Genomic DNA, 26,544 nt, shown 5'->3' on the forward strand with positions numbered 1-26,544 from the left:
AACGCCCGTTTTAATCTTGGGTTGTTAGTCATTAATGCCTCCAAATTTCGGCGTAAGGGTAACAAATCACGCCTCGACCGTCTTGCTCTTCAGCATCAATACTCCGCCCATCACCAGCGCGCTACCCAGCAACTGTAACTGATTCATGTTTTCCCCCAGCAGGAAATAGGCGATCACCGCCGTGAATACCAGTTCCAGCGACAAAATCAGGTTAGCCACCGCCAGCGGCAAGGTTTTTAGGCTGATGTTGTACAAACCGAATCCCAACAACGTCGGGCCAGCCGCTAAAGTCAGCAGCAGCAGCCAACCGCGCCACTCGATCCCCTGAACGCCCTGGGACAAGAACCACAACGAGCCGGTCATGTCATGAAATGCGGCCAGCGGATATAACGTCAGCGCAGCATTGAACACCCACTGATAGATCGCTGAAAAACCGAACACATACAAAATGGTATTCCATACCGGGTAATGACGTTCTGTCGCCACCCGCCCACCCAACGTGTAGAGGGTATAACCAATGCCGGACAACATGCCCACCAGCAATCCCAACAAATTGAAATGGCTGTTGCCCATGCTGTCGCCGTTACTGACTAAGAAGCAGCCTCCCAGGCTGACCACAATCACCACTAATTGGCGCAGGCTCAGGCGTTCGCTGTACATCATCCAACCAAGGAACACGGTAAAACCGACCGAACAATACGTCAGGATGGTTGCCACCGACGCGCCGTTCAGCGCTACCGACAGTGTCCACAGGCTATTGAACACCGCCAGTAATAGGCCATAACAGGCATAAAATGGGACCTGTGAACGCTGTAAACGTGCCCACTCAGGCTTGAATAACAACAACACCGGCAATAATACCAGTGCAACCAGCGCTGCTCGCCAAAAGGCCAGCACAAAGGTCGGCAGGTGATAATACTCCGTAAGGACACGAATAATGATGGCGGTAAAAGCCAGTAGCATGGCGCTGATAATCGCGATCACATACCCCTGACTGCTGCCTTGTAACAGACGCACGCCCGGGAGAACCGGCCGGGCTGAAACCCCTGATGGTAATGACATGACACCCTCAAAAAACTGCGGTAATACACCCAGGCAGAGATTCTAACGCCACACAACTTTGCCACCAGAGCCACTTTCCCCTGATGTTATGCAGGCCACTTTTATCCGCTTGAAGGCCAGTGGCTATGGGGTATAGTAAAAACCAGCAACGCTACCCGAGCCAATTACGCATGCATATTCCGTTAGACCGTCAGCAAGATGTTCCGCTGTATTTGCAAATTGAAGAGGCACTGCGGCGGGCGATCCTGAGCGGTGTTTTTGTCGATGGTGATAAGCTCCCCTCCACCCGTACACTTGCCAGCGAATTGGCTGTCAGTCGACTGACGGTAGAGAATGCCTATGCCGAGCTGGCCGCTAAAGGTTTTCTGCATCAACGGCGCGGCAGCGGTGCTTATGTATTACACCCATTGCTACAACCCGTTCAGCCGCGCCCAACACCCGATATGCCTTTCCCGGCAGAACGTTTCACCACCCTGACCTCACGGCTGGATGGCTACCCCGATACGCCTTTGCCGGACAATTTCATCAACTTTGCCGCCGGTGTTGGCAGCCCGAAAGTGTTCCCTCAGGAAGAATTCCGCAAGATATTGCTGTCGGTGCTCAGTCGCCATGCGGAGGAGGCATTCAGCTATGGCGAGTACTGCGGATATTATCCGCTGCGCGATACATTGGGGCGCATTCTCACCGCTCAGGGCATTCCTACTCATGCTGAACAGTTGTTGATTACCAACGGTTCACAGCACGCCATCAGCCTGATTGTACAAAGCCTGCTGGAACCGGGAGATACGGTGATCGTCGAACAACCTACGTACGCCGAAATTCTGGGATTACTACGCCTGCACCGCATTAATATCGTCACCATCCCCAGCGATCGGCACGGAATGCAAGTTGAACAACTGCCTGCACTGCTGGAAAAGCACCGCCCAAAGTTGATTTACACCATTCCCAACTTCCATAACCCCACCGGACGTTGTTTGAGTGAAGCCCGTCGTCGGCAACTACTGGCGCTGGCCCAACAGGCTGGCGTGATGATACTGGAGGACGATTTTGTCGGTGATCTGCGCTACAACGGCAAACAACTTCCGTCTCTGCGGGCACTGGCACAGCCAGGCACGGTGATTTATGTCAGTACGTTTTCCAAAATGCTGCTGCCCAGCATGCGCATCGGCTATCTGGTGGCAGACAGAGAACAATACCAGCAGATTGCCCGACTAAAGCACGTTGACAGTTTCACCAGCTCGAACCTGATCCAGCGGGCGCTGGACGCATTCGTAACCATTGGACGCTATGACAAACAGCTGCGACGCGCCGGGCGCATCTACCGTCAGCATCGCGACACGATGGTAGCGGCATTACAGCAACACCTGCCGCATGGCTGTCAGTTTGAAACACCGGAAGGCGGGCTGTTTATCTGGTTAACGCTACCGACCAGCGTCAGTACCGAAGCCTTGATGCCGGTCGCCTGGAAAGAGGGGGTGACCTTTGCGCGAGGAGAATGCTTTTATGCAGAGGAACAACGTGGCGCTCATGGCATGCGATTAAATTTCGCTGCCAATACGCCGCCGCTCATCGAAGAAGGAATCGCCCGGCTGTGCCGGGCGATTCGTCAGGTGATGGCGTCAAAACAGGCCGCTACATCCTAAATCATGGGCGTTATATCACGTATGCCGGGTTACACTCCGGCCCACCACAGCCGCAGCTTCATCCCCCAATAGCTGGTCCAGCCGGTAGTACTCTGCACCACTTTGCCTTTGGAAATGATCACCAACGTTGGTGTCACACCGATTTGCCATTGCGCCGACAGCGCACCCTGCGGATCGTTAACCACGGGTAACGTCAAACGTTTAGCTGCCATCCACTGCGCTACCTGGCGATCGTCGCCAGAGCGTAATGCCACGGTCAACACGTTACTCCCTTCGTCAGCCAGTTTGGCAACATACGGTGTGGTGAAACGGCATACGCCGCACCAGCTGGCCCAGAAATAGACCAGCAGTGGCTTATCCTGACTGAGCTGAGCCAGTGACACCTGCTGACCATTTAGCGTCGTCAACACTTGCGAATCGAACGCCGCCGGTGCCTGCGGGGCACGTAACCAGTCCATGCCAAACGCCGCCACCAAGACGATCAGCAGCAAGACCAAGAGTTCGCGCGCCCAGCGCCGCAGCCTAGCCATTTTTCACTTTCGCCAGTTGCTGCTTCACCATTGTTTCCAGGTCTTCATAAGAGACTGCGCCCGGCAGCATCTGATCCCCGATCAGCGTCGCTGGCGTTCCTTGCACACCCAGCTTCTCTGCCAACTCCATATTTGTACGCAACGTGGTCATGCTCAGTTCACTCGGTGCGACCGCTTTTACGCCAGTTTTCTGCTGCGCAGCGGCAATGCTGGCATTGTCGTGGAAGCCTTTTTTCGCCATCAGACGTTGATGCAACGCCCAGAATTGGTCCGGATGTTGCTGCCAGGTCGTTAATGCCACCCGCGCCGAACTGACTGAGCTTTCCCCTTTGAAAGGCAGTAATTTCACTACCAGTGCCACATCTGGGTATTGTTTGACGATCTTCTCCAGCATCGGGTCAAAACGCTTGCAGTACGGGCAGTTGTAATCGGTAAAGGTCACCATGGTCAGTTTGGCATTGGCAGCCCCCATACGTGGACTGGCTGGATCTTCGTACAGCACATTGGCATTTTGTTTGATCGCCTGGCTAATTTGCTGTCCCGTTGTCTGTTGCTGCCAGGCGTCAACTGCCTGTGCCAGAATATCCGGATTAGACACCAAGGTTTCACGGATCAGCTCTTTAATGCGCACCTCTTGCTCAGGCGTAAATGGCGCAGCAGCCCAAACAGGGGTAACAATCAGCATCAGTAAAATCATTAATTTTTTCATTGTACGTTTCCTTTGGCGGCGGACAGAGTTTGTAATACGGCATCGCGGGTCAACAGCGGGGATAACACCACGCCATCGGGGCTGCCGGGGCCATAAATTTGGTTAAAAGGCACGGCAACGCTGCCGCGCTGTTGCAGGAAGGCACTAATCTCGGCCGATGGACGGCTCCAATCGCCACGCAGAGCAACAACGTCATCGGCGCTTAGCGCCTTTTGTACATCGTCACGCAGCAGGACATTGAATTTATTGGCTTTACAGGTCACACACCAGTCAGCTGTCACGTCGACAAATACCCGTTTTTTCTGGGCCAGTGCCTGGGTGATCGCCTGCTCGCTCAGCGGTTGCCAAGCCACGTTGTCGTGTAGCGGTTGACGCCACAGGCCAGCAGTGAGTGAACCGGCCAACAACACGCCCCCAACCAACACCAGCGTGCCGGCAGCCAACTTAGCGGCCAGGCGAGCACCATGTTGCCAACCAACGGCCAACAACAAAGCCAGCAGCGCAATACCGCCCACCACCAGCGTCGACAACATGCCAATATGGTTGACCATCAGGCTCAGCAACCACAATGAAGAGGCAAGCATCAGCAAGCCCATCACCAACCGCAGACTGTTCATCCAACGGCCCGGTCGTGGCAAACGCAGCGCCAGTGACGGCCAGGCTGCAATGAGTAGCCATGGCAGGCTCATGCCGATACCCAGCGCGACAAACATTCCCCACAACACCGGCAAAGGTGCTGCCAGTGCAAAGGCCACTGCGGTACCCAGGAAAGGTGCAGAACACGGCGTTGCCAACAAGGTAGCAAAAGCACCTTGCCAGAAATGCCCCCCCAGGCCACGGCCGTTATGGGTCGCCAGTTTGGTATTTAATGAAGAGGAGAGTTGCAGATGGAACAGGCCAAACAAGTTAGCGCTGAACAGCAGCGTAACCAGAACCATAAAACCAATGAACCACGGGTTTTGGAACTGAATACCCCAGCCTAGCGCCTGATTGCTCAACCGCAGCAACGTCATTAGCAACGCTAACGCCATAAACGAGGCCACAATACCAAGGGACGACGCGAGGAACTGTAACCGGATGCTCTGACGGTCACGATGCTCTACCTGGAGAATTGAACCCAGTTTAATGCCCAAAACCGGCAGTACGCAGGGCATCAGATTGAGAATCAACCCACCCGCCAGCGCCATCAGCACCGCCTGCCACAACGAGAAGCTTGCCGCGGTTGGCAAAGCCAGTGGCCCACCAATCGGCAGGGTCACCTGCTGCGCCAACCCGCCATCACTGATCACCAGCGTCAAGGTTTTACCACGTAGATCCGGTGCGCTGTCCCCCCAACCATCGCTGACCGGTACCCGCGCTAACATGCGCACACCGTCGCGACTCACCTTTGGCTTGCCGAGGTCAGCATCTTCCAGGGTGTCGAAGAACAGTTCAGGCTGCTGCCAACCAGCGTCACGCTCAGCGCTGATTTGCAGTTCGCCACTCTGGTAGCCGGCCTTAATACTGTCCACTAACCCATCAGCAATCGGTACCTGCCCCATCGCTTGGGCAAAATCATGGGTAAATTGCGCGTCAGACGGCGTGCCAAGATCCAGGCTGAATGGATAGTCGGTCAAGATACAGACGTTGCTGCAAGTTGACAGTGTCAAGGTCCCTGCCAACTGGCGCGGTGTTGTGCCCTTCATCACTATAGGGAGCTCAACCCGATCGTGATAACCCTGGGTAGAAATACCAGCAACATCAAAGCGCTGCGGCGTCGGCCAGAACCAGGTGGCCGGAGGTGGGTTACCCTGCCAGGTTATTGCCGGTGCGATACCGCCTTCCCCCGGCGAACGCCAATACGTTTTCCAGCCTTTTTGCAGTTCTATTGCAAGCAGTAATCGGGTTTCCCCATTTTGCGAAGTATCGGCGCGCAACCGCACCTTCGCGTGATCATTCGTCGGACTTTGCAGCCAGCCGCTATCCGCCGCCTGTAAAGCAGGCAGCCATAGCATTAACAGGCAGGCTAACGCCGACCTGATGATATTCAACATGTTCTTTCTCCATAAAATAAATCAATCACCAAACCAAACGGGCAATTAACTCATTCACGGAAGACGCATAATCGGAGATGCACCCTAAGGGTGGTGGGGGATATCACTCTGGGAGGTGGAATGCGCAGGCGCGCAGCCACGGTAGGTGCCAGCAGCACCAGTAATAAGCCAAGACCGAACAGTAACGTTTCAAATATCACCGGCGGTGAGGCCAACAAGGATTTGGCACTCAGTTCGCAAGGGGTCGGTTGGGCATCAGCAGCGTCATCGGTCGTAGACGCGACAGCGCTAGCGACAGGCAGGCCAAGAGCTTGTTGCAACGCATGCAAGCTCGCCATGCGCTGAGTCATACAGATCAGCACCACCAGGCAAGCCAAGCATAAAAACCATTTTGCAATCCGCTGCTGTTTAACCATGCCGTCCTCAATTCCAAGTCTGCGCTTATCTTAGCGGCGCAGGCGCGTTTAGCAATGTTTTGCCTGTAAAGAAATGTCTGTGGACGGTATTGATGATGGCCGTTTACAGGTATCATAAGCGCAAACCTGTGCTTTTCGCCGGGTACGACGATTATTCTCTCCCCAAAGTAAGGGGTGTTACGGCCAGGCGGCAAGCACGTGGGTCTCGATGAACGCACGACAGTACGTGATTCGAGTGAAATTGTGCAGCCAATACAGCAGTAACGCCAAGTAAGCTGGGGATACACAGCGAAGGACAGGTGATATGCAACCTTTGAGTGGACCGGGTACCCCGATCGCCAGCGATCGTCCCCCAAGCCCGGATAAAACCACAACCACTGACGGTAGTCCGCTCTCCCCAGCTCAACGTACTACGCTGGAGAAGCTGGTCGTCAAGATCATGGCACTCAGCCCGGCCAAGTCCGCCGAGATTTGGGTTACGCTGCGTCATGACCTGCAAACGGACAACAACAGTGAACTGTTGGCTCGCCATTTTCAGCCGGCCGAACAACTGTTGCAGAACCGATTGGCGCAGGCACAACAGAGCCACGCCAGCCGCCAGCTGTTGCAGCAACTCACCGAACTGTTACCGCAGGGCAATAACCGCCAGGCCGTCAGCGATTTTATTCGCCAGCAGTTTGGTCACACGGTATTGAGTCAGTTGAGCCACCCGCAGTTGCAACAGGTACTCAACCTATTGCAAACCGGTAGCCTGACCATTCCTCACCCGCAACAGACAACGACCAGTGATCGACCGCTGCTGCCTGCCGAACACCAAAGCTTGCAACAGCAGGTGACCAAGCTCAGCGCCGCTACCGGTGAATCTCCGGCTAAAATCTGGCAGACTCTGTTTGATCTGGCTGGGGTAAAAACCAACGATCCCCTACCGGCTCGCCACTTCCAACTGTTGAATCAGTTTTTGCAGGTGAAGGTGGCGTTGAGTCCACAGACAGCACCAACGCTGAATAACCTGTTGGCCGCACTCAAACAGCCGGCAGATCCGCAGGAGCAACAGCAGCTGAATGACTACTGCCAGTCGCGTTTTCACTGCAACGCCACTGCGCCGCTAACTCATCCGCAGATGAGCGATGTGATCAACCAACTGTTTGCGCGCCGTCTGGAAAAGACCGGTCCGGCACAGCCGCTGTCCATCAGCCACGCCGAACCGCAGCCGTTGCTCAACCCACTGATTGCCGCCCTGCCCCAACCGCTGCAAAAAGCGCTGAGCAAACCGGCCGTAGCGTTTATCCTGTTTATTCTGGTGCTGGCTCTAATATTGGCGCTGGTGTTTTAACCCCTCAGGCACAGCCGCAGTCTTCTCCGGCAGCACTTCCCAACAGCGACCCCGGCTGTTCACCGGTGGCCAATGGATGGCCATCGCGTAGCCAGAAGTCCAACCCACCAATCAGCTCTTTCACCCGGAATCCCTGTTGCGCCAGTTTGTACGCGCCTTTGGTTGAGCCGTTGCAACCAATGCCGTCACAGTAGGTCACATAAACTTTGCTGCGATCCAGATGTGCCGTACCCGCCTCGTCCATCAGCCGATGGGGCAAACTGATGGCACCGGGAATATGCCCGGCTGCGTACTGGGCTTCTGCACGTGTGTCGATCACCAGGATCTCACTGATACCATTACGCAGATCTTCTGCCACGTCCCAAGCGTCCGCGTAATAACTCAGTTTCGCCGCCAAATAATCCAGGCTCTGCGCCGCCGTCCCCGGTGGGAATGCCAAAACCAATGAAGATATCGTCATGGAATTTACCTCTGTTGATAAAGACTGATGACAATATTGCCTGATTTTGGTCTTATAATTGATACCCATTTTCAGTCATTGGTAAGTCCCATTATGACGAATGCCCTGCTTACCCTTTTTCGCCAGCCGGAACACACAAACGGTACCTTGCGTGAGCGCGTGTGCAGTACATTACGTCGGGCTATTCATGCCGGGGCGCTCATCAATGGCCAACGCTTGCCCTCATCCCGAATACTGGCCAAAGATTTGGGCGTATCACGCGTGACGACGGAGGCAGCCTATAGCCAACTAGAGGCCGAAGGCTATCTGCAACGCCGAGTAGGTCAAGGGACCTTCGTGGTTATAAGCATCGTTAAATCCCCGCCCGTCGCCAAAGCGTTAGGCGAACCGCACTTGTCACTCCGCGGCAGGCAGATCGTACAAACAGGTGGTTGCCACGATCCCCAACAGCCGCTGCCCTTTGCCGCCGGTTCGCCGGATCTGCGCGTCTTCCCACTAAAACTGTGGAAGCAGCTCACCTCCCAGCAATTACGCTTACGAGGAGAAGCCCTGATGCGCTATGGCGATCCGCAGGGTTACCTACCGTTACGCGAGGCCATTGCCGGCTATGTCAGCCAAGCACGCGGCGTTAATTGTGACGCGCAGCAGGTCATGGTACTGACCAGCTCTCAGCAGGTTCTGCAGTTGATTGCTACTTTGCTGTTGGATAATGGCGACAAGGTCTGGATGGAAGAACCCGGTTATCGCGGTGCCCGGAATGCCTTCACCAGTGCCGGCGGCGAACTGGTACCGGTCAGTGTCGATGAAGCCGGTATGCTGGCAGATGAAAAACGCCCTGCTCCCCGGCTGATTTATCTGACACCCTCACACCAATATCCTACAGGTGTAGCGCTGAGTCTGGCTCGGCGGCTCGAATTGCTGGCACTGGCGCAACGGCAACAGGCATGGATTATTGAAGATGATTATGACAGTGAATTTCACTATGACGGTCAACCTATGCCAGCGATGCAGGGGCTGGATCGGCGGGGCAATGTGCTTTATCTGGGTACGTTTTCCAAGGCGCTATTTCCCTCGTTGCGGCTGGCATATTTAGTGCTCCCGCCTGCATTGGTAGAACCTTTTACCACCGCTCGCACGGTTTATGACGGCCACAGCGCACAACTGATGCAGGCAGTGACCGCCGAATTCATCCTGCAAGGGCATTTTGCCGCGCATATCCGCTATATGCGCCAGTTGTATCGCAGCCGTCGTGACAGACTATTGTTGGAGGTAGCAGAGAAGCTCGGGCATTTTGCCCGTCCGCAACCTGCAAATGGCGGATTGCAACTCAGCGTTTGGCTTCCCCCAGGTCAAGAAGCCGCCCTCACCCTTCAGGCACAACGTTTAGGTGTGATAACCCCCGGACTGGCGGCACAGTATCAAACAGCAAACATGCGGCGCGACGGTTGGTTATTGGGCTTTTCTGCCCTGACACCGGGAGAGATTCGTGCGGCTGTTGAACGGCTAAGCCAGGTCATTCCCGTTTAGCATTGCTGCGCGCAAACAATAGGGTGAAAACTGTCCCGGTTAATGCACATACCACGCCAGCCATAAAGACTGACGAATAACCCAACGAGGTAGCCAGCAGCCCGGCCAACGGACCGGTTGCAGCATAAGAGACATCCTGAAATGCCGCGTACCCACCAACAGCAGTGCCGCGTGCCTGTGGCGGTACCCGTTTGACCACCTCCACGCCCAATGCAGGGAAGATCAGCGAACAGCCGAAACCGGTAAAGGCAGCACCGATCAAAGCCACTAAAGGCGTGACGGCTGAAAACAGCAACAACAGCCCAAAGGCTTCGATCACCAGTGAGACCAGCGCCACGCGGATGCCACCAAACTTATCAGGATAATGGCCGAACAGCAGGCGCATCACGACAAAAGCTACGCCGAACATCGTTAACGCCAGACCTGCGTGCCCCCAGCCGTTTGCACTGAAATACAGTGAAACAAAGGTACCGATCACCGCAAAACCCACGCCCTGCAAGGCCAACGCCAACCCGGGTTGCCAAATACTGCCCACCACTTTCCACAGCGAAGGGCGTTCGCCGTGCGTTGGTGCTACCGCGGCAACACGCATATTCAGCAGCATGGCAATCAATGGTAGCAGCAACGTAGAAACGCCGAGAGCCACAAATCCCCAGTGCTGATTCAGCATCAGCCCGATGGGTGCACCGCCCGCAAGAGAGCCGTAAATCGCCATACCGGTCCAGGACATCACCTTACCGGATCGGGCGGGTCCCATCAGGCCAAAACCCCAAGTCAGAGTGCCAGTCAGTAGCAGACTTTCACCATAGCCCAAGATCAGCCGTCCAAGGATCAGCAAGGCAAATCTGATTTCCGCTGCCGCCGGTAACAATGCCGACCCCAGATAGGCCGTTCCCGCGAGTGCGCAGGCAATCATCCCCTGCCACGCCGCACGTTTACCGCCAAGACGATCGGCCAATCGCCCGGCATAGCCCCGAGTCAGCACCGTCGCCAGAAACTGAATGCCGACAGCTATGCCAACCATCAGGTTGCTCATGCCCAGTTCAAAATGCACATACAGTGGAATTACCGGCAGCGGCAAGGCCACGGTCAGATAGGTCAGGAAGATAGCGCAGGTCAACGAAAGCAACGCTTTATTAGCGGAAGGATCCGCGTGTGAAACTACAGATGACATAGATGCTCACTCTAAAAGGGGAAAAACAAAGAGAGAGCCAGATGACTCCAACACTCTCTTTTCTCGTTGCAAAGCAACAAGAACGAGTGCGTTGGATTACGTGAACGCTTACGCAGACCCGATAACGGGCTGTATCGGCAGATATTAACCAGTGTGTCCGGCGACTGTCAATCGCCGGGCCGTAGATTAAATTACTGCTCGGTCAGCCGCAGTTCGGCAACCACCGGTAGGTGATCGCTGACCGCTGGCCAGTGAATACCATTCCAGTCACCACTGACATTGGGCACTGTCAGGTTATCCAGATGCCAGCGCTGGGCATTGCCGCTAAAGATATAATCGACTTTAATTTCGGCATTTTCCGCCGGCCAACTGCGACCATCTTGCGCGGCAGGCATGATGTCGTTCCAGTAGCGGCTGAGTTCAGTCCATGTAACGCTGCCTGGGACATCGTTCATGTCGCCAAACAACAACTTGATGCCGCGCATTTCGATGGTGCGGTCGTTCAACTCGCGCACCTGATCCAAACGCATAGCCGGATCTTCTTTGGTATCCAGATGAGTATTGATCAAGGTGATTGGTGCCGGGAACTCGGGCACGTCGGTCTGGGCGCTGAAAGCAATACGCTGTTCACGCTGCCCGGACGGCAGTGGGTAAATCTTGCTGTCATGCAGCGGATATTTTGACAGGAACGCCAGGCCATATTCACCGCCGTCAAAGTCAATTGCGCGACCAAAGGCCACGTGCATTCCTGTCAGCTTTGCCAGCTCTTCAGCCTGATCCACTTTACCGCTGCGGCCCGTCAGCTTATCCACTTCCTGCAATGCCACCACATCAACGTTCATCGCCTTGATTGCCTTGGCGATGGCGGTCATGTCGCTGACCTTGCCGGCGGCAATATTAAAGCTGGCTACGCGAATCTTCGGTGCCTGTTCCAGGTTATAGGTTTTGTTCTTCAAGCCACCAAGTGCGCTGGCCACTTCACGACTATTGGCATTGCTGTTGGCATGGCCGCCGTCGGTAGAGGACCAGGCAGTATGAGATATTCCCAGGGATAACAGAGTAATAAGCAAAGTATGACGTGAGCGCATGAATTCTCCTTTAAGCGTTCAGATTTTTGTTGAGGCACCCGAACCCCACAGCTAACAATGATTTTGCCGCAGTTACCCGCGACTATTTCCTAGTTATCTCGCTATTTTTTTATTCTGCGCCGCATCTCGCATTCCGATAGTGAAAGTATTGCACCATTGGACAACAGGCTGAATTAGCTTTAAAACCGATAGACCGCTTACCGAGAGGAACCCAAATGACCCGCGCCATAGCCGAACAGCTCACCGAACGTTTCTTCCGCTATCTGGCGGTGACCAGCCAGAGCGATGCCGCTGCCACCACCCTGCCCAGCACACCGGGGCAGCATGACATGGCCAAGCTACTGGCGGCCGAACTGCGCCAATTGGGGATGCAAGACGTACAGATAGATGAGCATGCGACCGTCACTGCACGTAAACCCGGTAACCAACCGGGGGCACCACGCATCGGTTTTATCACCCATATCGATACCGTTGACGTCGGCCTGTCAGCGCATATTCACCCACAGTGCCTGCACTTTAACGGCCAGGATCTGTGTCTGAATGCAGAGCATGACATCTGGCTGCGCACCGCCGAGCACCCGGAAATTCTCGCCTATCCAAATGAAGATATTATTTTCAGCGACGGTACCAGTGTACTCGGCGCTGACAACAAAGCGGCAGTGACGGTAGTGATGACCTTGTTGGCTAACCTGAGTGCTACAGATCGTCACGGCGATATTCTGGTGGCCTTTGTGCCGGACGAAGAGATTGGCTTACGCGGTGCCAAAGCACTTGATTTGGCGCGCTTTGACGTGGATTTCGCCTATACCATTGACTGCTGCGAATTGGGCGAAGTGGTATATGAAAACTTTAACGCCGCCGCGGCGGAGATCCATATTGAGGGCGTTACCGCGCACCCAATGTCGGCGAAGAATATCCTGATCAACCCGATTCGCATCGCCAATGACATTATTAACCAATTTGATACCCTGGATACACCAGAACATACCGAAGGGCGCGAAGGCTATTTCTGGTTCAACGACATGGTTGCCAACGCCAACCTCGCCACCTTAAAAGTGTCGATCCGTGATTTTGATCTGGCAGCGTTCAATGCCCGTAAAGCGCGTATACAAGAAGTAGTACAGCAGGTGGCAGCAGATTACCCACGCGCTAAAGTGAGTTGCACGGTCACCGATATCTACAGCAATATCAGCAACTCTATCGGTGATGACAAACGCGCCATAGAACTGATTTTCGGCGCCCTCGCCGCCCATGGTATTCCACCAAAGGTTATCCCCATGCGGGGAGGCACTGACGGCGCAGCGCTGTCCAGTCGTGGGTTGATAACACCCAATTACTTCACCGGTGCACACAATTTCCATTCACGCTTTGAGTTCCTGCCGGTCAGTGCCTTTGTGAAGTCATATCAGGTGACTCGCAGCATCTGTTTGCTGGCTGCTCGCGGTTAGCAAACACCCCTAAGCGCGATATTTCATGCAAAGATATCGCGCTTAAGCCAGTAACCAGCCGAGTACCCCACCCCATGCCAGTAATGGCAATGAGTAGTAATGGAATTTCAGCCAAATTTTACGCTCACCCGCCATACGCAACGCAATCAGATTCGCCAGGGAGCCGATCGCCAGCCCAAAGCCACCGGCATTCACCGCATAAGCCAGCAGTTGGCTGGAAGGCACGTAATTGAGCAGTAAAATGGTTGCCGGCACATTGCTGATCATCTGTGACAGGGCAATTCCCAGAGCATAGATACTGCCGTTGTTCAGCGAGGAAATGCCAGCGAACCAAGATTGAAACGCCTCAAGACGGGTGAACAAACCCACGTCGATAAACATGGCAATAAAGACAAAAATCAGGCTCCAATCAATCTGCAGCAGCACCCGGCGTGCCAACAGTAAAAAACCGGCGAACACGGCCAACAGGCCATACAGTGGCAGATCAATATCCAGACACAGCAGAAAAATCACGTACAGTGCCACACAGCTCAGCAACAGGCGTCGCTGGTAAGGGTAACCTTCGGTATGTGGGGCTTTAACGATCTCCCGTGCAGGGAAACTGAACCAGGTTAGCAACAGCAAGCTGGCCAGCATCGCTGCACCAAAAGGTGCCATCTGGGCAATAAAACCCAGGAAAGACAGCGAGGACTTGCTCCACAACAAAATGTTCTGCGGGTTGCCAATCGGCGTCAGCAACGAGCCGGCATTAACCGCCAGCGCCTGGAAGATTATCAACCGACTAATCGGCAGCGAAGACAGTTTTTTTAGCGTGATAGTCAGCGGAATAACGATAAACAACGCTACGTCGTTCGTCAGGAATGAAGACAACAATGCAGCGGAAAACACCAGAAACATCGCCAGCCGTCGCTCACTATGCAGTGTGTTGACAATCTGACGGCCAATAAAGTCAAAATAGCCGCTGACCTCAACCCCCTTGGTCAACAACATCAATCCCAACAGCGTGATGATGGTACGCCAGTCGATAAAACCGCTGAGCGCAGGCAGTGGTTGCGGATGAATAACCAGCATCAGCACGCCGGCCACCAGCAAAATATGTAAAAAACGATCTTTCAGGAACGGCTGGAACAGCCGCACAACGGCGTTTGAACTCATGTTGAGCGCTTCAAAAAACAACCAGGGATCAAGAACCAGACGTTAGCCCAAGCGCGACGGCAACGCCAGTAAAATGCTCTTTTACCTTTAACCGCTTTTCATTCGCCCCACTTTGCTTTATTTGTAGCGCCTTCCCCTGTTTCGAAGGATTTTTTCATGGCTAACGTTTTTGCCAAAGGGCTTCTGCTGAGTATGACGCTCAGCCTGCTTAGCGCCTGTAATGACCAAGATTCCCGCCCGCAGATTGATCTCGAGGGCAAAACCATGGGTACCTTCTACAGCGTCAAAGTCAGCGGCGATATAGCCATCAATAAACAACAGTTGCAGCAGCAGGTCGATGCCGTGTTGGAACGGGCTAATGACGATATTTCTACTTACCGTACGGGTTCGGTGCTGTCGCGCTTTAATCAAACTCATAGCGCTGATCCACAACCCATCCCGCGCGGCATGGCAGACATTATTCTGATGGCTCAACGTATTGGCCGCGATACTCAGGGCGCGATGAATATCACCGTTGGCCCCCTGGTAAATCTGTGGGGCTTTGGCCCGGATAAGCGCGCGGTAAAAGTACCGAGCCAACAACAAATAGAGGCAGCGCAAAAAAATGTTGGCCTGCAACACCTCAAATTGATCAGCGACGATCGCGGCGAATGGCTACAGAAAGACCTGCCAGAAATGTATGTCGATCTCTCAACAATGGGCGAAGGCTATGGCGTCGACCAACTGGTAAAACTGATGGCACGTAATGGCATCACCAATTATTTAGTGTCCGTCGGTGGTGCAGTCTCCTCACGCGGTGTTAACGGCAAGGGCAATGCCTGGCGAGTAGCGATACAAAAACCAACCGATCGTGAAAATGCCGTACAGGCACTGGTCGATCTGCAAGGCTACGGTATCAGTACCTCCGGCAGCTATCGCAACTATTTCGAACAAGATGGCCAGCGCTATTCGCACGTGATCGACCCCACGACAGGTCGGCCAATTACCCACCGCCTGGTATCCGCCACTGTGATCGCACCAACCGCGTTAGAAGCCGACGGCTGGGATACTGGGTTGATGGTGCTGGGCACAGAAAAAGCACTCAAACTGGCGGAAGAAAAAGGGCTGGCAGTGTATTTGATCAGCAAAACCGATGACGGTTTCAGTGCAGTAATGACACCGCAGTTTAAAGCGTTTCTGGTGAAGTAATTTCTGACTCAGTGATCTGGGGGCGCAGAATACCGCGCCCCCGCGCCATTATCCTTTGCGGTGCAGTAACAAGTAGACCACCGGTATTACCAACATCGACAACAGGGGTGCACTAAGCATCCCACCAATCATCGGTGCAGCAATACGTCGCATCACTTCAGAGCCGGCACCGTTGCCCCACATGATCGGTAATAATCCAGCCATAATGGTGGCAACCGTCATCACTTTTGGCCGAACGCGCAACACAGCACCTTCGCTGATCGCATCCATCAGCTGTTGTTGAGTTAACGGCTGTCGTGGCTGGCGGTGTTTCTCCAACGCATGATTTAAATACAGCACCATGATCACGCCAAATTCCGCCGCCACGCCGGCCAACGCGATAAAGCCCACCGCACCAGCCACCGACAGGTTGTAGTTCAGCAAATACAGTAGCCACACGCCGCCGATCAGTGCAAAGGGCAATGTCGCCATGATCAGTAATGCATCCCGCACGCTGCTGAATGTGACAAACAGCAGCACGAAAATGATCATCAACGTGACAGGTAGCACGACTTTCAGCTGAGCGCTGGCACGCTCCAGATATTCAAACTGCCCTGACCAACTCAACGACACTCCCGCAGGTAACTTAACCTGCTGTGAAACAGCTAACTGCATCTCTTCCACTGCCGATTTAAGATCGCGTCCACGCAAGTCAACATAAATCCAATTGGAGAGTCTGGCATTTTCACTTTTCAGCATCGGCGGCCCTTCAGTAACCCGTATGTCAGCCAGCATAGACAGCGGCACTTGCCCACCGCTGGCTGTCAGTACCGGTAACGCCTGCAGTTGCTGCACCGAATCACGAACTTCACGCGGGTAACGAACATTGATGGGATAACGCGCCCGCCCTTCGATGGTTTCACCGATGTTTTCCCCCCCCACCAGCGTTGCCACCATAGATTGCAGCTCTTTTACCGACACGCCATAACGTGCCGCCCGCTGGCGATCGATATCGATATCCACGTAGCGACCGCCAGTAATACGTTCCGCCAGTGCTGAGGTGACGCCCGGCACATGTTTCACTACCTGCTCAATTTGCCCGGAAATCCGTTCAATATCGGCCATGTTATTGCCATTGACCTTGATACCGACCGGGCTTTTTATCCCCGTGGCCAGCATATCCAGACGATTGCGGATCGGTGGCACCCAAACGTTGGCAATGCCAGGTACCTTGACCACCGCGTCCAATTCGGCCACCAGCTTGTCCATGGTCATCCCCGCCCGCCACTGGTCACGCGGCTTGAAACGAATGGTGGTTTCCAGCATGGTCAACGGGGCGGGATCGGTAGCGCTTTCCGCCCGCCCTGCTTTACCAAATACCGTCGCCACTTCCGGCACGGTTTTAATCAACCGGTCGGTGAGTTGCAGCAATCTGCTCGCCTCGCGCGCCGACATGCCCGGCAATGACGATGGCATATACAGCAGATCACCTTCGTCGAGCTGCGGCATAAATTCGCTGCCCAACCGGCTAAGCGGATACAGGGTCAACAACAGCAGCAGTAACGAAACCCCGAGCGTGGTTTTCGGGCGCGCCAACACCGCCGCCAGCACCGGCTGGTACAAACGAATCAACCAACGGTTGATCGGATTGGCATGCTCATCGGGAATACGCCCACGAATGAAGTACCCCATCAATACCGGCACCAACGTAATACCCAGCCCGGCGGCCACCGCCATGGCATAGGTTTTGGTATAGGCCAGCGGTGAGAACATCCGCCCTTCCTGTGCTTGTAATGTGAACACCGGAATGAAGGACAGGGTGATAATCAGTAAACTGCAAAAGAGTGCGGGCCCGACCTCCACCGCCGCCTGCTCTGAAATACGCCAATAATCTGCCGATGTCGGCTGCTGCCCGGGATGGCGCTGTCGCCACTGCTCCAGCACCTTATGCATATTTTCGATCATTACGATCGCCGCATCCACCATGGCACCAATCGCGATGGCAATCCCGCCCAGTGACATGATATTGGCGTTCACCTCTTGGTAATGCATCACCACAAAGGCACCGAGGATGCCGAGCGGCAGTGTAATCATCGCCACCAGCGCCGAACGGAAATGGAACAGGAACAAGGTGCATACCAGCGCCACCACGATAAACTCTTCCAACAGCTTATGGGACAAGGTTTCAATGGCATGCTCAATCAACTGAGAACGGTCATAAACCGTCACAATCTCTACGCCAGGCGGCAAATTCTGCTGAATTTCCTGCAGTTTCACCTTCAACGCGTTAATGGTTTCCAGCGCATTTTTGCCGTAACGCATCACGACAATACCGCCGGCCACTTCCCCCTCGCCATTAAGCTCCGCCACGCCACGGCGGATCTCCGGCCCTTCACGCAAGGTCGCCACCTGAGAAAGTAGGATCGGTACGCCATCACGTACAGTGATCACCACGTTGGAAAAATCACTCAGTTTTCTCAGGTAGCCCGAGGTGCGCACCATATATTCCGCCTCACCCATCTCCAGCAGCGCACCGCCGCCTTCCTGGTTGGCATCCTGAATGGCAGTCACCACCTGTTGATGGGTGATATTCAACGCACGCAAACTTTGCGGATCCAGCACCACTTGATACTGGCGTACCATACCGCCCACGCTGGCGACTTCCGCCACGTTGGGGACGGTTTTTAGCTCAAACTTCAGCGTCCAATCTTGCAGTGCCCGTAGATCAGCCAGGCTATGCTTACCGCTTTTATCGACCAAAGCATATTCGTAAACCCAGCCAACCCCGGTGGCATCCGGCCCCAATGCCACCTTCACCTGCGACGGCAATGAGGATTGCACCTGACTTAGCGATTCCAATACCCGAGAACGTGCCCAGTAAAGATCGGTGCCATCCTCAAACAACACGTAGACGTAGGCATCGCCAAACATGGAAAAACCACGCACCGTCTTGGCGCCTGGTACCGTCAATAATGTGGTGGTCAACGGATAGGTAACCTGATCTTCAATCACCTGCGGTGCCTTGCCTGGATAGGTAGCACGGACGATAACTTGCACGTCGGACAGGTCCGGCAAGGCATCCAATGGCGCTTTCTGTAAGGCCCATATCCCCCAGCCCGCCAACAACACCGAGGCCAACAGCACCAACAGTCGGTTACGTAACGACCAGCGGATCACGAAAGCAATCATAAGTGCCCCCCGTGCTCAGCACGTATCGGTACGATCTGATTGATATGCGAACCACTGTCGTCGACAGTAAAGCGAATCTGCACTTTGGCGCCCGATTTGATACCGACCGGCAATCCTCCCGATGGGAGGGCAAAGTCCATAGTCATCGCCGGCCACTGCAATTCCGGTACAGGTCCGTGGGACAACGTCATGGTGTCGCCATTGAGTGCCTCAATGATCCCCTCAGCCTGATACTGTTTAACGTCGGTTTGTGCCGCCATCTGCGGCAAAGCACTGCGCATACTGGCTTCGGAGTCGATCAGGAATTGGCCGGAGGTCACTACCTGTTGTCCTGCACTTAGGCCACGTTTGATTTCCACCCAGCCATCCTGTGCACGCCCAGCGACTACCTCGACCGGCGTGAAATGCCCATTCCCTTCAGCAACCAATACCCTATTACGATCGCCACTGCCGATCAGCGCTTCTTGCGGTATAGCCAGCACCGGTTTACCCGCGTGGCTCTGCGAAAGAGTCAATTGCAGGTACATGCCCGGCCGCAATTTTTGCTGTGGATTCCTCAACAAAATGCGTGCTTTAAAAGTGCGTGTCAGCGGATCGACATTGGCCAGCAGTTCACTCACCTCACCTTCGAACCTTTCACCTGGCCAACTGGCGGACGCGGCTTGTACCTTATCGCCCACCTTCAACAATCCGGCTTGCGCCTGCGGATAATCGGCCACGATCCACACCGGGTCGAGGGTAGCTATCTCAAACAGTCCCTGCGCCGCGGTCACCTGTGCGCCTTCAAGTACAGTTAACTTGTTAACGAAACCGCTTTCCGGCGCCACTATCCTAACGCGAGGCTCGGGCTTGCCCGTGCGCTCCACTTTTCGAATCACTGCCTCGGGCATAAACAACAACTGTAACCGCTGGCGTGCCGCCGCGGTCAACGCGGTATCGCCCAGCTTGCGTATCGCCAGATACTCCTGCTGTGCCGCACTCCAGTCCGGTACCCACAACTGCGCCAGCACTTCACCTTTCTTCACCTGTTGCTGGCTGGCACGGACATAGAGCTTTTCTACCAGCCCATTGGCGCGAGCAGCAATAATTTGAATACCGCGTTCGTCGGTAGCTACGCTGCCAAAGGCACTAAATTGCGGATCCAGCGGACGTAGCTGCGCAGCCTCGATACGAACACCCAAATTCTGCTGCTGGCGTGCGCTGATGGTCACGCCGCCCTGCGTTTCGGCTTCATCGGCATAGCGCGGCACCAGTTGCATATCCATAAAGGGGGATTTACCCGGTTTATCAAAGCGTTGAGCTGGCATCATCGGATCATACCAATACAATACCTGTCGCTCGCTCTTACTCTCTTTCGGTGTCGTTTCACCCACCGAGCCAAACCAGTATCCGGCCAATCCACTGCCAATCAACGCAACTAATAGCGCCAGCTTGAAGGGTATTTTCATTGCATCGATTCCTGAGGGGTGAGGTAGCGGATGGCGGCCCAGATTTGAGCGAGCCCACGAGCGGCTTTACCTGCGCTGAGGCGACTGTCGAGCAACGCACGTCGCGCTTCCAGCACCGCTGACAGGTCGCTTTTACCACTGCGATATTGCGCCAACAGCAAGGTCAGACGTTGTTGCTGCAAGGGGATTGCCTGCTTTTGCTGACGTTGCCACTGCGACTGTGCCGCCTGGTACTGCGCCAATAGCGTGTCGAGTTGTGCCTGATGATCACGAATCAGCAGCGTCAGTCGATCGTTAGCCTCCATGTTGCGAGACACATCGGCGGCGTAGTCCTTATCCTGGCGTTGCGAGCGGAAAAGTGGCAGGTCCACGGTGAACATCACCCCGGCCAGATCCTCGTAATCATCGGCACGCTTGCCGTAATACACCTCGACGCCAACATCCGGTATTGCCGCTACTTCTGACTGCGCAGAACGCGCCTTGGCAACATCCGCCTCACGGCTGGCTTGCAGTACTTCGGGGTGTTGCCTGATACCCTGCCGCAATATGTCACTGTCAGCAGGCAAACGTTCAAAACGTGGCATGGTTCCGGAAGTATCCGTCGCCGCCACGCCGGTCAGTTGCGTCAACCGCGCCTGCGCTACCGTTACGTCCCGCTGCGCTTCGCTGATGCGATCTTGCATGGCCAACAGCGTCAGCCTGGCATCCAACACCGCGCTGGCAGGAGTACCGCCAGCGGCCACACCGGCATGCTGAGTGGCAATTTGCCGCTCACTCTCCGTAACCAGTGCAGTGGCGTCACGTAGGGTTTGTCGGCTCAGTGCCAGTTCCAGCCACGCCTGCGCGGTTTGCTGCTGCAAACGGGCACGGATAGTTGCGCTGCCCGCGTCCGTTTGACTGGCTTCGGCGCGCAAGGTATCTGCCTTGCGCTGGCGTTTGGTGTTGCTGACATAGTCCTGCATGATGCCGACCCGCCCCATCGTCATGCCTTCGCGGGTGAAACGCCGGGCATTTCCTCCCTGTACCGGCACGTTTTCAATACCGAACTTCAACTTGGGATCAGGCAGTTGCATCGCCGAATCCGCCATGTTCTCCAGGGCATTTACCTGATGTCGATTGGCCGAAAGTTCCGCTGAATAGCGTTCAGCTGCCGTCAACGATTGTTGCAGCGTCAGCTCCGCTGCCAGGGTGGCTGGTGCCCAACAGGCAAGCAGCAACCAGCCCACCCGCAAGGGGTGAGAAATAATCATGGTCATGACGCCTCCGTTATTGCCGCGTGGCAGCGATAGCAATCAACTGATAACCGCCGTCAATCGGCAGGAAACTAAAGTCGACCGCAGTTCCCACCGGCAATACGGTGAGCGAAGGCGATGAAGGGAGCAGGAAACTCATGGTCATTGGTGGCCAATTAAGCGCTGGAATGGCCTGGTGTGCGATGGACACCTTGCGCTCATCCCAGGCTTTGATTACGCCCTGGCTGTGGATTTCGACGCTAGGTTTTACGGCAGAATGTTGCATCGCCATATCAGCGGCGCTGGCAGCAGAGGAGAAAAACAGGGTGATCAGTATAACGGCAAATAAATTACGCATAACGGGTACTCCATTAAATAGTTAACAAACACGAATGACCGTCAGAGACGGCAAAGCGGTTGTCAGAGCTATTCACGGAACCGGCAGAATACGATCTCTGCCGGCGGGCCTGTTATTGGGGGTGTTTGCCAGGTGTTAAACGGGATAGACAGTGACAGAGAAGGCGCAATGACAGCCAACTCGCTGCTGACTGGCAAAGCGGCTAATGCCAGGTTAGCGTGATCCTGTTGGGCTGACTCAGGTACGCAATGTTTCTCACACAGCGGGCCTTGAGTTTGCATCTGTTCTGAAGAAGGCAGGCTGTTTTGCATATGCATCATATGCTGGGCCATGGGCGCTTCACCACTGAACTGCAGGTTGCAATTATGGCTGGCTAACGCCAGTTGAGTATTTAGCAGCAACCAACTGACGACCAATAGCCATGCACAGGCCCGCTTTTTAGCGAAGCGCAATCGATGCATGGATAAGGATATGGACGCCAACGCCGACATCAGGTGATTCCAGAAGATGAGATAGCGAGAGTATATCGACCAAGTGTTTGTGCAGGAATGGAATTTACACCCGCTGACAAAGTGGTGTGTACCCACGAGAGGGAAACCAAAATACATTGACGTCAATCAACAGGCATGGCATCAGACAAAAAAGCCCAGCGAAGCTGGGCTTTATACGGGTAAATTCACCGATGGGAAGGTTATTTGGTTAACGCGATAATACCCAGCGTCAGACCGGCAACCGCCGCCGCACCACCGGCGATAGCGCCTGCGGTTTCCCAGTTATCCTGTGTCGTGCCTTTCATACAGGTGTTGGTGTGCACCAGACGGCCCTGATCATCATAGACCGGTACGCAAGGTGAATCAGTCGCGCACCCAGCCAAAATGACCGACAGTAACCCAACTGCAATTAACTTTTTCATACTATTGCCTCAATGTTCGACCACTCTGAAAAGCTACGCCGAGTGATAATCGCGCTATGGAGCCATTGTATGCCCAAAAGGCTGAACAAAGCGTTAATGATCCGTCAGCAGATGTAATTTGGGATAACTCTGAACGGCCAACCCACCAAGCCTGCAGACAGCAAAAAGCCCGCGAATAAGCGGGCTTTATTCTAAAACCTTGAGCCGGAATTACTTCTGCAGTTTACGCATCACCAGCGTGGCGTTAGTGCCACCGAAACCGAAGCTGTTGGACATCACGGTAGTCAGCTCACGTTGAGTCGGCTGAGTCACGATGTTCATGCCTGCGGCTTTCTCATCCAGGTTTTCGATGTTGATGCTCGGCGCAATAAAGCCGTGCTCAACCATCAGCAGGCTGTAGATCGCTTCCTGCACGCCAGCGGCGCCCAGTGAGTGACCGGTCATGGCCTTGGTGGAGGAGATTGCCGGGGTGTTGTCGCCAAACACTTCACGGATAGCACCCAGTTCTTTCACATCGCCAACCGGCGTAGAAGTCCCGTGCACGTTCATGTAGTCGATTGGGGTGTCAACGCCCTGCATTGCCATCTTCATGCAACGCACCGCGCCTTCGCCTGATGGCGCAACCATGTCTGCGCCGTCTGACGTTGCACCGTAGCCGATGATTTCAGCATAGATGTGCGCGCCACGTGCCAGTGCATGTTCCAGTTCTTCTACTACGACCATACCGCCGCCGCCTGCAATGACGAAACCGTCACGCGCTGCGTCATAGGTACGGGACGCTTTTTCTGGGGTGTCGTTGTAGCTGGTGGACAGAGCGCCCATCGCATCAAACTCACAGGCCATTTCCCAGCACAGTTCTTCACCGCCGCCAGCAAAGACTACGTCTTGCTTGCCCAGTTGGATCAGTTCAACCGCGTGGCCAATACAGTGTGCAGAGGTTGCGCAGGCAGAGCTGATGGAATAGTTAACGCCACGAATTTTAAATGGGGTTGCCAGGCAGGCAGAAACACCTGAAGCCATGGCCTTGGTCACCATATATGGGCCAACGCCGCGCAAGCCTTTGGCGCGCATGCCGTCAGATCCAGCAACCTGGTTGCGCGGAGAACCGCCACCTGAGCCAACTACCAGACCGGTGCGATCATTGGAAACCTGATCAGCAGCCAGACCAGAGTCTTTGATGGCTTCTTCCATGGAAAGATAGGCATAAACGGACGCATCACTCATAAAGCGCATGACTTTACGGTCAATCAGACCCGTGGTGTCCAGTTTAACATCGCCCCATACGTGACTACGCATGCCGGAATCTTTCAGCTCCTGGGAGAACGTGATCCCAGAACGACCTTCCTGCAGGCTCGCCAGGACCTCCTGTTGGTTGTTACCAATGCTGGAGACGATTCCCAGGCCAGTAATCACTGCACGTTTCATTCAATACCTCTTCCACAATTTTACATTCGGGATTTTGCATCGCACTTTAGCGTACAGATGTACGCCGAACAAGTCCGATCAGCGTTTTTCAGCTTTATTCTTATCCAGTTTGCGCCATAGCGCCAGCACCGTTAGAATCCCGTCACCCCTTGAGTTATGAGCAACTAACCGTGAGCCACGCCCCGATCCAAACCGCAGCGTTATCCTGGAATGAACAGGGTACACCTGTTTCGAAACAGTTTGATGACGTCTACTTTTCTAATCAGGATGGGCTGGAAGAAACCCGCTACGTATTTCTTAAGGGCAACCACATTCCTCAACGTTTCATCGATCATCCCCGCCCCCTGTTTCTTGTGGCGGAAACGGGCTTCGGCACCGGGCTTAATTTTTTAACCTTATGGCAGGCTTTTGCCGGCTTCCATGAGACAGCGCCGAACGCCACGTTGCAGCGGCTGCACTTTATCAGTTTTGAAAAATTCCCCTTGTTACAGGCCGACCTCGCCGCTGCACATGCACGCTGGCCGGAGCTGGCAACCTATGCCGATGAGCTGCGTGCGCAATGGCCACTGCCGCTACCGGGCTGTCACCGCCTGCTGTTGGCAGAAGGCCGTATTACACTCGACCTGTGGTTCGGTGACGTCAACGCGTTATTGCCGCACTTCGACCCCAGCATGAACCGCCAAATCGACGCCTGGTTCCTCGACGGCTTTGCACCGGCTAAAAATCCGGACATGTGGACGGAACAGCTGTTCGCCGCAATGGCTCGTTTCGCCCGACCTGGCGGCAGTCTTGCTACCTTCACCGCAGCAGGCTTCGTGCGGCGCGGATTGCAACAGGCCGGATTTGAAGTCATAAAGAGCAAAGGTTTCGGCCAAAAGCGTGAAATGCTGATTGGCAAGCTGCCTGACGATGCACCCGCTATCACGCATCCCTCCCCTTGGTCACTCCGTCCGGCAGCGGACAGTACCGACGATATTGCGATCATCGGCGGTGGCATTGCCAGCGCGTTAGCCGCCCTTGCGTTGTTACGCCGCGGCGCGAAGGTTACGCTGTATTGCGCCGATCCTCGGCCCGCCGAGGGGGCTTCCGGCAACCGACAGGGCGCGCTTTATCCATTGTTGAATGGTCGGGGTGACGCTCTGGAAAACTTTTTCAGTGCTGCTTTCCCCTTTGCCCGCCGCCAGTACGATGCGTTAGTGCAACAAGGTGTGGAATTTGACCATCAGTGGTGTGGTGTCAGTCAGTTAGCGTTTGACGAGAAGAGTGCCGGAAAAATAGCAAAAATGCAGGCGGTCGAATGGCCTCAGGCACTGGCAATGCCAGCCGATCGCGCCACGCTCAGCACTTTGTGCGGCATCGACAGCGGTTTTGGCGGCATTAACTACCCACAGGGAGGCTGGCTGTGCCCGGCCGAGCTGACACGCAATGCGATTGCGCTGGCACAACACCAGGGGCTGGAGTGCCATTATGAGTCTGCGCTCAGTACGCTGACCGCCACTGACACCGGTTGGCAGCTCAGTTTTAGTCAGAATGAAACCCGACAGCATGCGACGGTGATTTTGGCCAACGGCCATCGTGTTTCCGAACTGGAACAAGGTGAAGCGCTGCCGGTTTATGCGGTACGCGGTCAAGTCTCCCATATTCCCACTACCCCAACGCTGAGCGAATTGAAACAGGTGCTGTGTTACGACGGCTATCTGACACCGGTTAACGCCAATAACCATCAGCACTGTATCGGTGCCAGCTATCAGCGTGGCGAAACCGACACCGAATATCGCGAAGAAGAGCAGCAGGACAACCGCGCTCGCCTGCTACGCTGCCTGCCAGACCAATCCTGGCCCCGAGAGGTCGATGTCAGCGGTCGCCAGGCCCGTTGCGGTGTACGCAGCGCCACACGCGATCATTTACCGATGATCGGCGCAGTACCAGACTATCAAGCCACGCTAGCGCAATATCAGGATCTTCAACGTCAACATCAACGCGGTGAAGCTATCGCCAATGCGCCGGTTTATCCAAATCTGTTTGTTATTGGCGCATTAGGCTCACGCGGGCTGTGTTCGGCACCGCTGGCGGCGGAAATTTTGGCGGCGCAACTGTTCGGCGAACCCTTGCCGGGCGACGCAGAAATGTTGGCGGCATTGAATCCGAACCGAATGTGGGTAAGAAAACTACTGAAGGGACGTGCGGTTTAATGTCAGTTTTACAGGGCGCTGTTATCGCGCCCTGTAAACTGG

22 protein-coding genes are annotated in these 26,544 nt (G+C 54.8%); 6 read left to right on the top strand and 16 right to left on the bottom strand.

The genetic code is table 11. From position 1 onward, the window contains the following. Positions 1 to 66: 66 nt before the first annotated feature. On the bottom strand, positions 67 to 1,062 hold the full coding sequence (locus tag SGBXF1_RS16920; protein ID WP_186427227.1) for a DMT family transporter: 996 nt from the start codon (positions 1,060 to 1,062) through the stop codon (positions 67 to 69). Positions 1,063 to 1,232: 170 nt separating this feature from the next. Here SGBXF1_RS16920 and pdxR (SGBXF1_RS16925) point away from each other — a divergent pair, with 170 nt between their 5' ends. Beyond that, positions 1,233 to 2,705 (top strand): MocR-like pyridoxine biosynthesis transcription factor PdxR, encoded by a 1,473-nt coding sequence (gene pdxR, locus SGBXF1_RS16925; RefSeq protein WP_186428530.1) that lies wholly within the window; start codon positions 1,233 to 1,235, stop codon positions 2,703 to 2,705. 29 nt (positions 2,706 to 2,734) lie between these two features. Here the strand turns inward: pdxR (SGBXF1_RS16925) and SGBXF1_RS16930 are convergent, their stop codons facing one another. From SGBXF1_RS16930 to SGBXF1_RS16945, 4 genes are read right to left on the bottom strand one after another with little or no spacing between them, the layout of a single operon-like run. After that, positions 2,735 to 3,235 (bottom strand): protein disulfide oxidoreductase, encoded by a 501-nt coding sequence (locus SGBXF1_RS16930; protein WP_186427228.1) that lies wholly within the window; start codon positions 3,233 to 3,235, stop codon positions 2,735 to 2,737. Then, the gene (locus SGBXF1_RS16935; protein WP_037425443.1) at positions 3,228 to 3,944 is read right to left on the bottom strand and encodes a DsbA family protein; all 717 of its coding nucleotides are present in this window, start codon (positions 3,942 to 3,944) and stop codon (positions 3,228 to 3,230) included. The genes SGBXF1_RS16930 and SGBXF1_RS16935 overlap by 8 nt, the downstream gene beginning before the upstream one ends. Then, entirely contained in the window at positions 3,941 to 5,977 is a 2,037-nt protein-coding gene (locus SGBXF1_RS16940) for a protein-disulfide reductase DsbD family protein (protein ID WP_186427229.1), read from the bottom strand. Before SGBXF1_RS16940 ends, SGBXF1_RS16935 begins: the two co-directional genes overlap by 4 nt. 50 nt (positions 5,978 to 6,027) lie before the next feature. Continuing rightward, a complete protein-coding gene (locus SGBXF1_RS16945; RefSeq protein ID WP_061808041.1) occupies positions 6,028 to 6,393 on the bottom strand; it encodes a hypothetical protein in 366 nt (121 codons plus the stop codon). A 304-nt stretch (positions 6,394 to 6,697) separates the two neighbouring features. On the opposite strand from SGBXF1_RS16945, the gene flk reads away from it, so the two are divergent. Then, positions 6,698 to 7,726 (top strand): flagella biosynthesis regulator Flk, encoded by a 1,029-nt coding sequence (gene flk, locus SGBXF1_RS16950; protein ID WP_037425452.1) that lies wholly within the window; start codon positions 6,698 to 6,700, stop codon positions 7,724 to 7,726. A gap of 4 nt (positions 7,727 to 7,730) precedes the next feature. Here the strand turns inward: flk and SGBXF1_RS16955 are convergent, their stop codons facing one another. Then, positions 7,731 to 8,186: a rhodanese-like domain-containing protein gene (locus SGBXF1_RS16955; RefSeq protein WP_186427230.1), complete on the bottom strand. Its 456-nt coding sequence runs from the start codon at positions 8,184 to 8,186 to the stop codon at positions 7,731 to 7,733. A 93-nt stretch (positions 8,187 to 8,279) separates the two neighbouring features. On the opposite strand from SGBXF1_RS16955, the gene pdxR (SGBXF1_RS16960) reads away from it, so the two are divergent. After that, positions 8,280 to 9,713 (top strand): MocR-like pyridoxine biosynthesis transcription factor PdxR, encoded by a 1,434-nt coding sequence (gene pdxR / locus SGBXF1_RS16960; RefSeq protein ID WP_420329890.1) that lies wholly within the window; start codon positions 8,280 to 8,282, stop codon positions 9,711 to 9,713. On the opposite strand, the gene SGBXF1_RS16965 is transcribed toward pdxR (SGBXF1_RS16960), so the two are convergent. Further along, on the bottom strand, positions 9,700 to 10,887 hold the full coding sequence (locus SGBXF1_RS16965; RefSeq protein WP_186427232.1) for an MFS transporter: 1,188 nt from the start codon (positions 10,885 to 10,887) through the stop codon (positions 9,700 to 9,702). The two genes, pdxR (SGBXF1_RS16960) and SGBXF1_RS16965, sit on opposite strands and share 14 nt — an antisense overlap. Positions 10,888 to 11,078: 191 nt before the next feature. After that, positions 11,079 to 11,975, bottom strand: coding sequence for an endonuclease/exonuclease/phosphatase family protein (locus SGBXF1_RS16970; protein WP_186427233.1), 897 nt, complete (start codon positions 11,973 to 11,975; stop codon positions 11,079 to 11,081). Between the two features lie 215 nt (positions 11,976 to 12,190). Here SGBXF1_RS16970 and pepT point away from each other — a divergent pair, with 215 nt between their 5' ends. Further along, on the top strand, positions 12,191 to 13,423 hold the full coding sequence (pepT, locus tag SGBXF1_RS16975; RefSeq protein ID WP_186427234.1) for a peptidase T: 1,233 nt from the start codon (positions 12,191 to 12,193) through the stop codon (positions 13,421 to 13,423). A 42-nt stretch (positions 13,424 to 13,465) separates the two neighbouring features. Here pepT and SGBXF1_RS16980 read toward each other — a convergent pair whose 3' ends face one another. Further along, a complete protein-coding gene (locus SGBXF1_RS16980; RefSeq protein ID WP_186427235.1) occupies positions 13,466 to 14,578 on the bottom strand; it encodes an SLC13 family permease in 1,113 nt (370 codons plus the stop codon). Between the two features lie 156 nt (positions 14,579 to 14,734). On the opposite strand from SGBXF1_RS16980, the gene apbE reads away from it, so the two are divergent. After that, on the top strand, positions 14,735 to 15,766 hold the full coding sequence (apbE, locus tag SGBXF1_RS16985) for an FAD:protein FMN transferase ApbE (protein ID WP_186427236.1): 1,032 nt from the start codon (positions 14,735 to 14,737) through the stop codon (positions 15,764 to 15,766). Positions 15,767 to 15,814: 48 nt separating this feature from the next. Here the strand turns inward: apbE and SGBXF1_RS16990 are convergent, their stop codons facing one another. The 7 genes from SGBXF1_RS16990 to fabB form a co-directional block, all read right to left on the bottom strand. Continuing rightward, positions 15,815 to 18,934, bottom strand: coding sequence for an efflux RND transporter permease subunit (locus SGBXF1_RS16990; protein ID WP_186427237.1), 3,120 nt, complete (start codon positions 18,932 to 18,934; stop codon positions 15,815 to 15,817). After that, positions 18,931 to 20,382: an efflux RND transporter periplasmic adaptor subunit gene (locus tag SGBXF1_RS16995; protein WP_186427238.1), complete on the bottom strand. Its 1,452-nt coding sequence runs from the start codon at positions 20,380 to 20,382 to the stop codon at positions 18,931 to 18,933. Before SGBXF1_RS16995 ends, SGBXF1_RS16990 begins: the two co-directional genes overlap by 4 nt. Beyond that, positions 20,379 to 21,638: a TolC family protein gene (locus tag SGBXF1_RS17000; protein WP_186427239.1), complete on the bottom strand. Its 1,260-nt coding sequence runs from the start codon at positions 21,636 to 21,638 to the stop codon at positions 20,379 to 20,381. The genes SGBXF1_RS16995 and SGBXF1_RS17000 overlap by 4 nt, the downstream gene beginning before the upstream one ends. A 10-nt stretch (positions 21,639 to 21,648) precedes the next feature. Beyond that, a complete protein-coding gene (locus SGBXF1_RS17005) occupies positions 21,649 to 21,972 on the bottom strand; it encodes a copper-binding protein (RefSeq protein ID WP_186427240.1) in 324 nt (107 codons plus the stop codon). A gap of 68 nt (positions 21,973 to 22,040) precedes the next feature. Continuing rightward, complete coding sequence (locus tag SGBXF1_RS17010; RefSeq protein ID WP_186427241.1) at positions 22,041 to 22,463, bottom strand: hypothetical protein; 423 nt, start codon at positions 22,461 to 22,463, stop codon at positions 22,041 to 22,043. 200 nt (positions 22,464 to 22,663) lie between these two features. Continuing rightward, on the bottom strand, positions 22,664 to 22,885 hold the full coding sequence (locus tag SGBXF1_RS17015; RefSeq protein WP_020827903.1) for a putative periplasmic lipoprotein: 222 nt from the start codon (positions 22,883 to 22,885) through the stop codon (positions 22,664 to 22,666). A gap of 210 nt (positions 22,886 to 23,095) precedes the next feature. Further along, entirely contained in the window at positions 23,096 to 24,310 is a 1,215-nt protein-coding gene (gene fabB / locus SGBXF1_RS17020; protein ID WP_012146081.1) for a beta-ketoacyl-ACP synthase I, read from the bottom strand. Between the two features lie 170 nt (positions 24,311 to 24,480). Between fabB and mnmC the strand changes: the two genes are divergently transcribed. After that, positions 24,481 to 26,502 carry a bifunctional tRNA (5-methylaminomethyl-2-thiouridine)(34)-methyltransferase MnmC2/FAD-dependent 5-carboxymethylaminomethyl-2-thiouridine(34) oxidoreductase MnmC1 gene (gene mnmC / locus SGBXF1_RS17025; protein ID WP_186427242.1) on the top strand — a complete coding sequence of 674 codons (2,022 nt, stop codon included), beginning with the start codon at positions 24,481 to 24,483 and terminating at the stop codon, positions 26,500 to 26,502. Positions 26,503 to 26,544 lie beyond the last annotated feature (42 nt).

The sequence above is a fragment of the Serratia grimesii genome (assembly GCF_900186025.1).
GTDB classification, from domain to species: Bacteria; Pseudomonadota; Gammaproteobacteria; order Enterobacterales; family Enterobacteriaceae; genus Serratia; species Serratia grimesii.

Bases quoted from the DNA above. Each gene is read 5' to 3' on its own strand.
- SGBXF1_RS16920 (WP_186427227.1), bottom strand. From the start codon at position 1,062: ATGTCATTACCATCAGGGGTTTCAGCCCGGCCGGTTCTCCCGGGCGTG.
- pdxR (WP_186428530.1), top strand. From the start codon at position 1,233: ATGCATATTCCGTTAGACCGTCAGCAAGATGTTCCGCTGTATTTGCAA.
- SGBXF1_RS16930 (WP_186427228.1), bottom strand. From the start codon at position 3,235: ATGGCTAGGCTGCGGCGCTGGGCGCGCGAACTCTTGGTCTTGCTGCTG.
- SGBXF1_RS16935 (WP_037425443.1), bottom strand. From the start codon at position 3,944: ATGAAAAAATTAATGATTTTACTGATGCTGATTGTTACCCCTGTTTGG.
- SGBXF1_RS16940 (WP_186427229.1), bottom strand. From the start codon at position 5,977: ATGTTGAATATCATCAGGTCGGCGTTAGCCTGCCTGTTAATGCTATGG.
- SGBXF1_RS16945 (WP_061808041.1), bottom strand. From the start codon at position 6,393: ATGGTTAAACAGCAGCGGATTGCAAAATGGTTTTTATGCTTGGCTTGC.
- flk (WP_037425452.1), top strand. From the start codon at position 6,698: ATGCAACCTTTGAGTGGACCGGGTACCCCGATCGCCAGCGATCGTCCC.
- SGBXF1_RS16955 (WP_186427230.1), bottom strand. From the start codon at position 8,186: ATGACGATATCTTCATTGGTTTTGGCATTCCCACCGGGGACGGCGGCG.
- pdxR (WP_420329890.1), top strand. From the start codon at position 8,280: ATGACGAATGCCCTGCTTACCCTTTTTCGCCAGCCGGAACACACAAAC.
- SGBXF1_RS16965 (WP_186427232.1), bottom strand. From the start codon at position 10,887: ATGTCATCTGTAGTTTCACACGCGGATCCTTCCGCTAATAAAGCGTTG.
- SGBXF1_RS16970 (WP_186427233.1), bottom strand. From the start codon at position 11,975: ATGCGCTCACGTCATACTTTGCTTATTACTCTGTTATCCCTGGGAATA.
- pepT (WP_186427234.1), top strand. From the start codon at position 12,191: ATGACCCGCGCCATAGCCGAACAGCTCACCGAACGTTTCTTCCGCTAT.
- SGBXF1_RS16980 (WP_186427235.1), bottom strand. From the start codon at position 14,578: ATGAGTTCAAACGCCGTTGTGCGGCTGTTCCAGCCGTTCCTGAAAGAT.
- apbE (WP_186427236.1), top strand. From the start codon at position 14,735: ATGGCTAACGTTTTTGCCAAAGGGCTTCTGCTGAGTATGACGCTCAGC.
- SGBXF1_RS16990 (WP_186427237.1), bottom strand. From the start codon at position 18,934: ATGATTGCTTTCGTGATCCGCTGGTCGTTACGTAACCGACTGTTGGTG.
- SGBXF1_RS16995 (WP_186427238.1), bottom strand. From the start codon at position 20,382: ATGAAAATACCCTTCAAGCTGGCGCTATTAGTTGCGTTGATTGGCAGT.
- SGBXF1_RS17000 (WP_186427239.1), bottom strand. From the start codon at position 21,638: ATGACCATGATTATTTCTCACCCCTTGCGGGTGGGCTGGTTGCTGCTT.
- SGBXF1_RS17005 (WP_186427240.1), bottom strand. From the start codon at position 21,972: ATGCGTAATTTATTTGCCGTTATACTGATCACCCTGTTTTTCTCCTCT.
- SGBXF1_RS17010 (WP_186427241.1), bottom strand. From the start codon at position 22,463: ATGTCGGCGTTGGCGTCCATATCCTTATCCATGCATCGATTGCGCTTC.
- SGBXF1_RS17015 (WP_020827903.1), bottom strand. From the start codon at position 22,885: ATGAAAAAGTTAATTGCAGTTGGGTTACTGTCGGTCATTTTGGCTGGG.
- fabB (WP_012146081.1), bottom strand. From the start codon at position 24,310: ATGAAACGTGCAGTGATTACTGGCCTGGGAATCGTCTCCAGCATTGGT.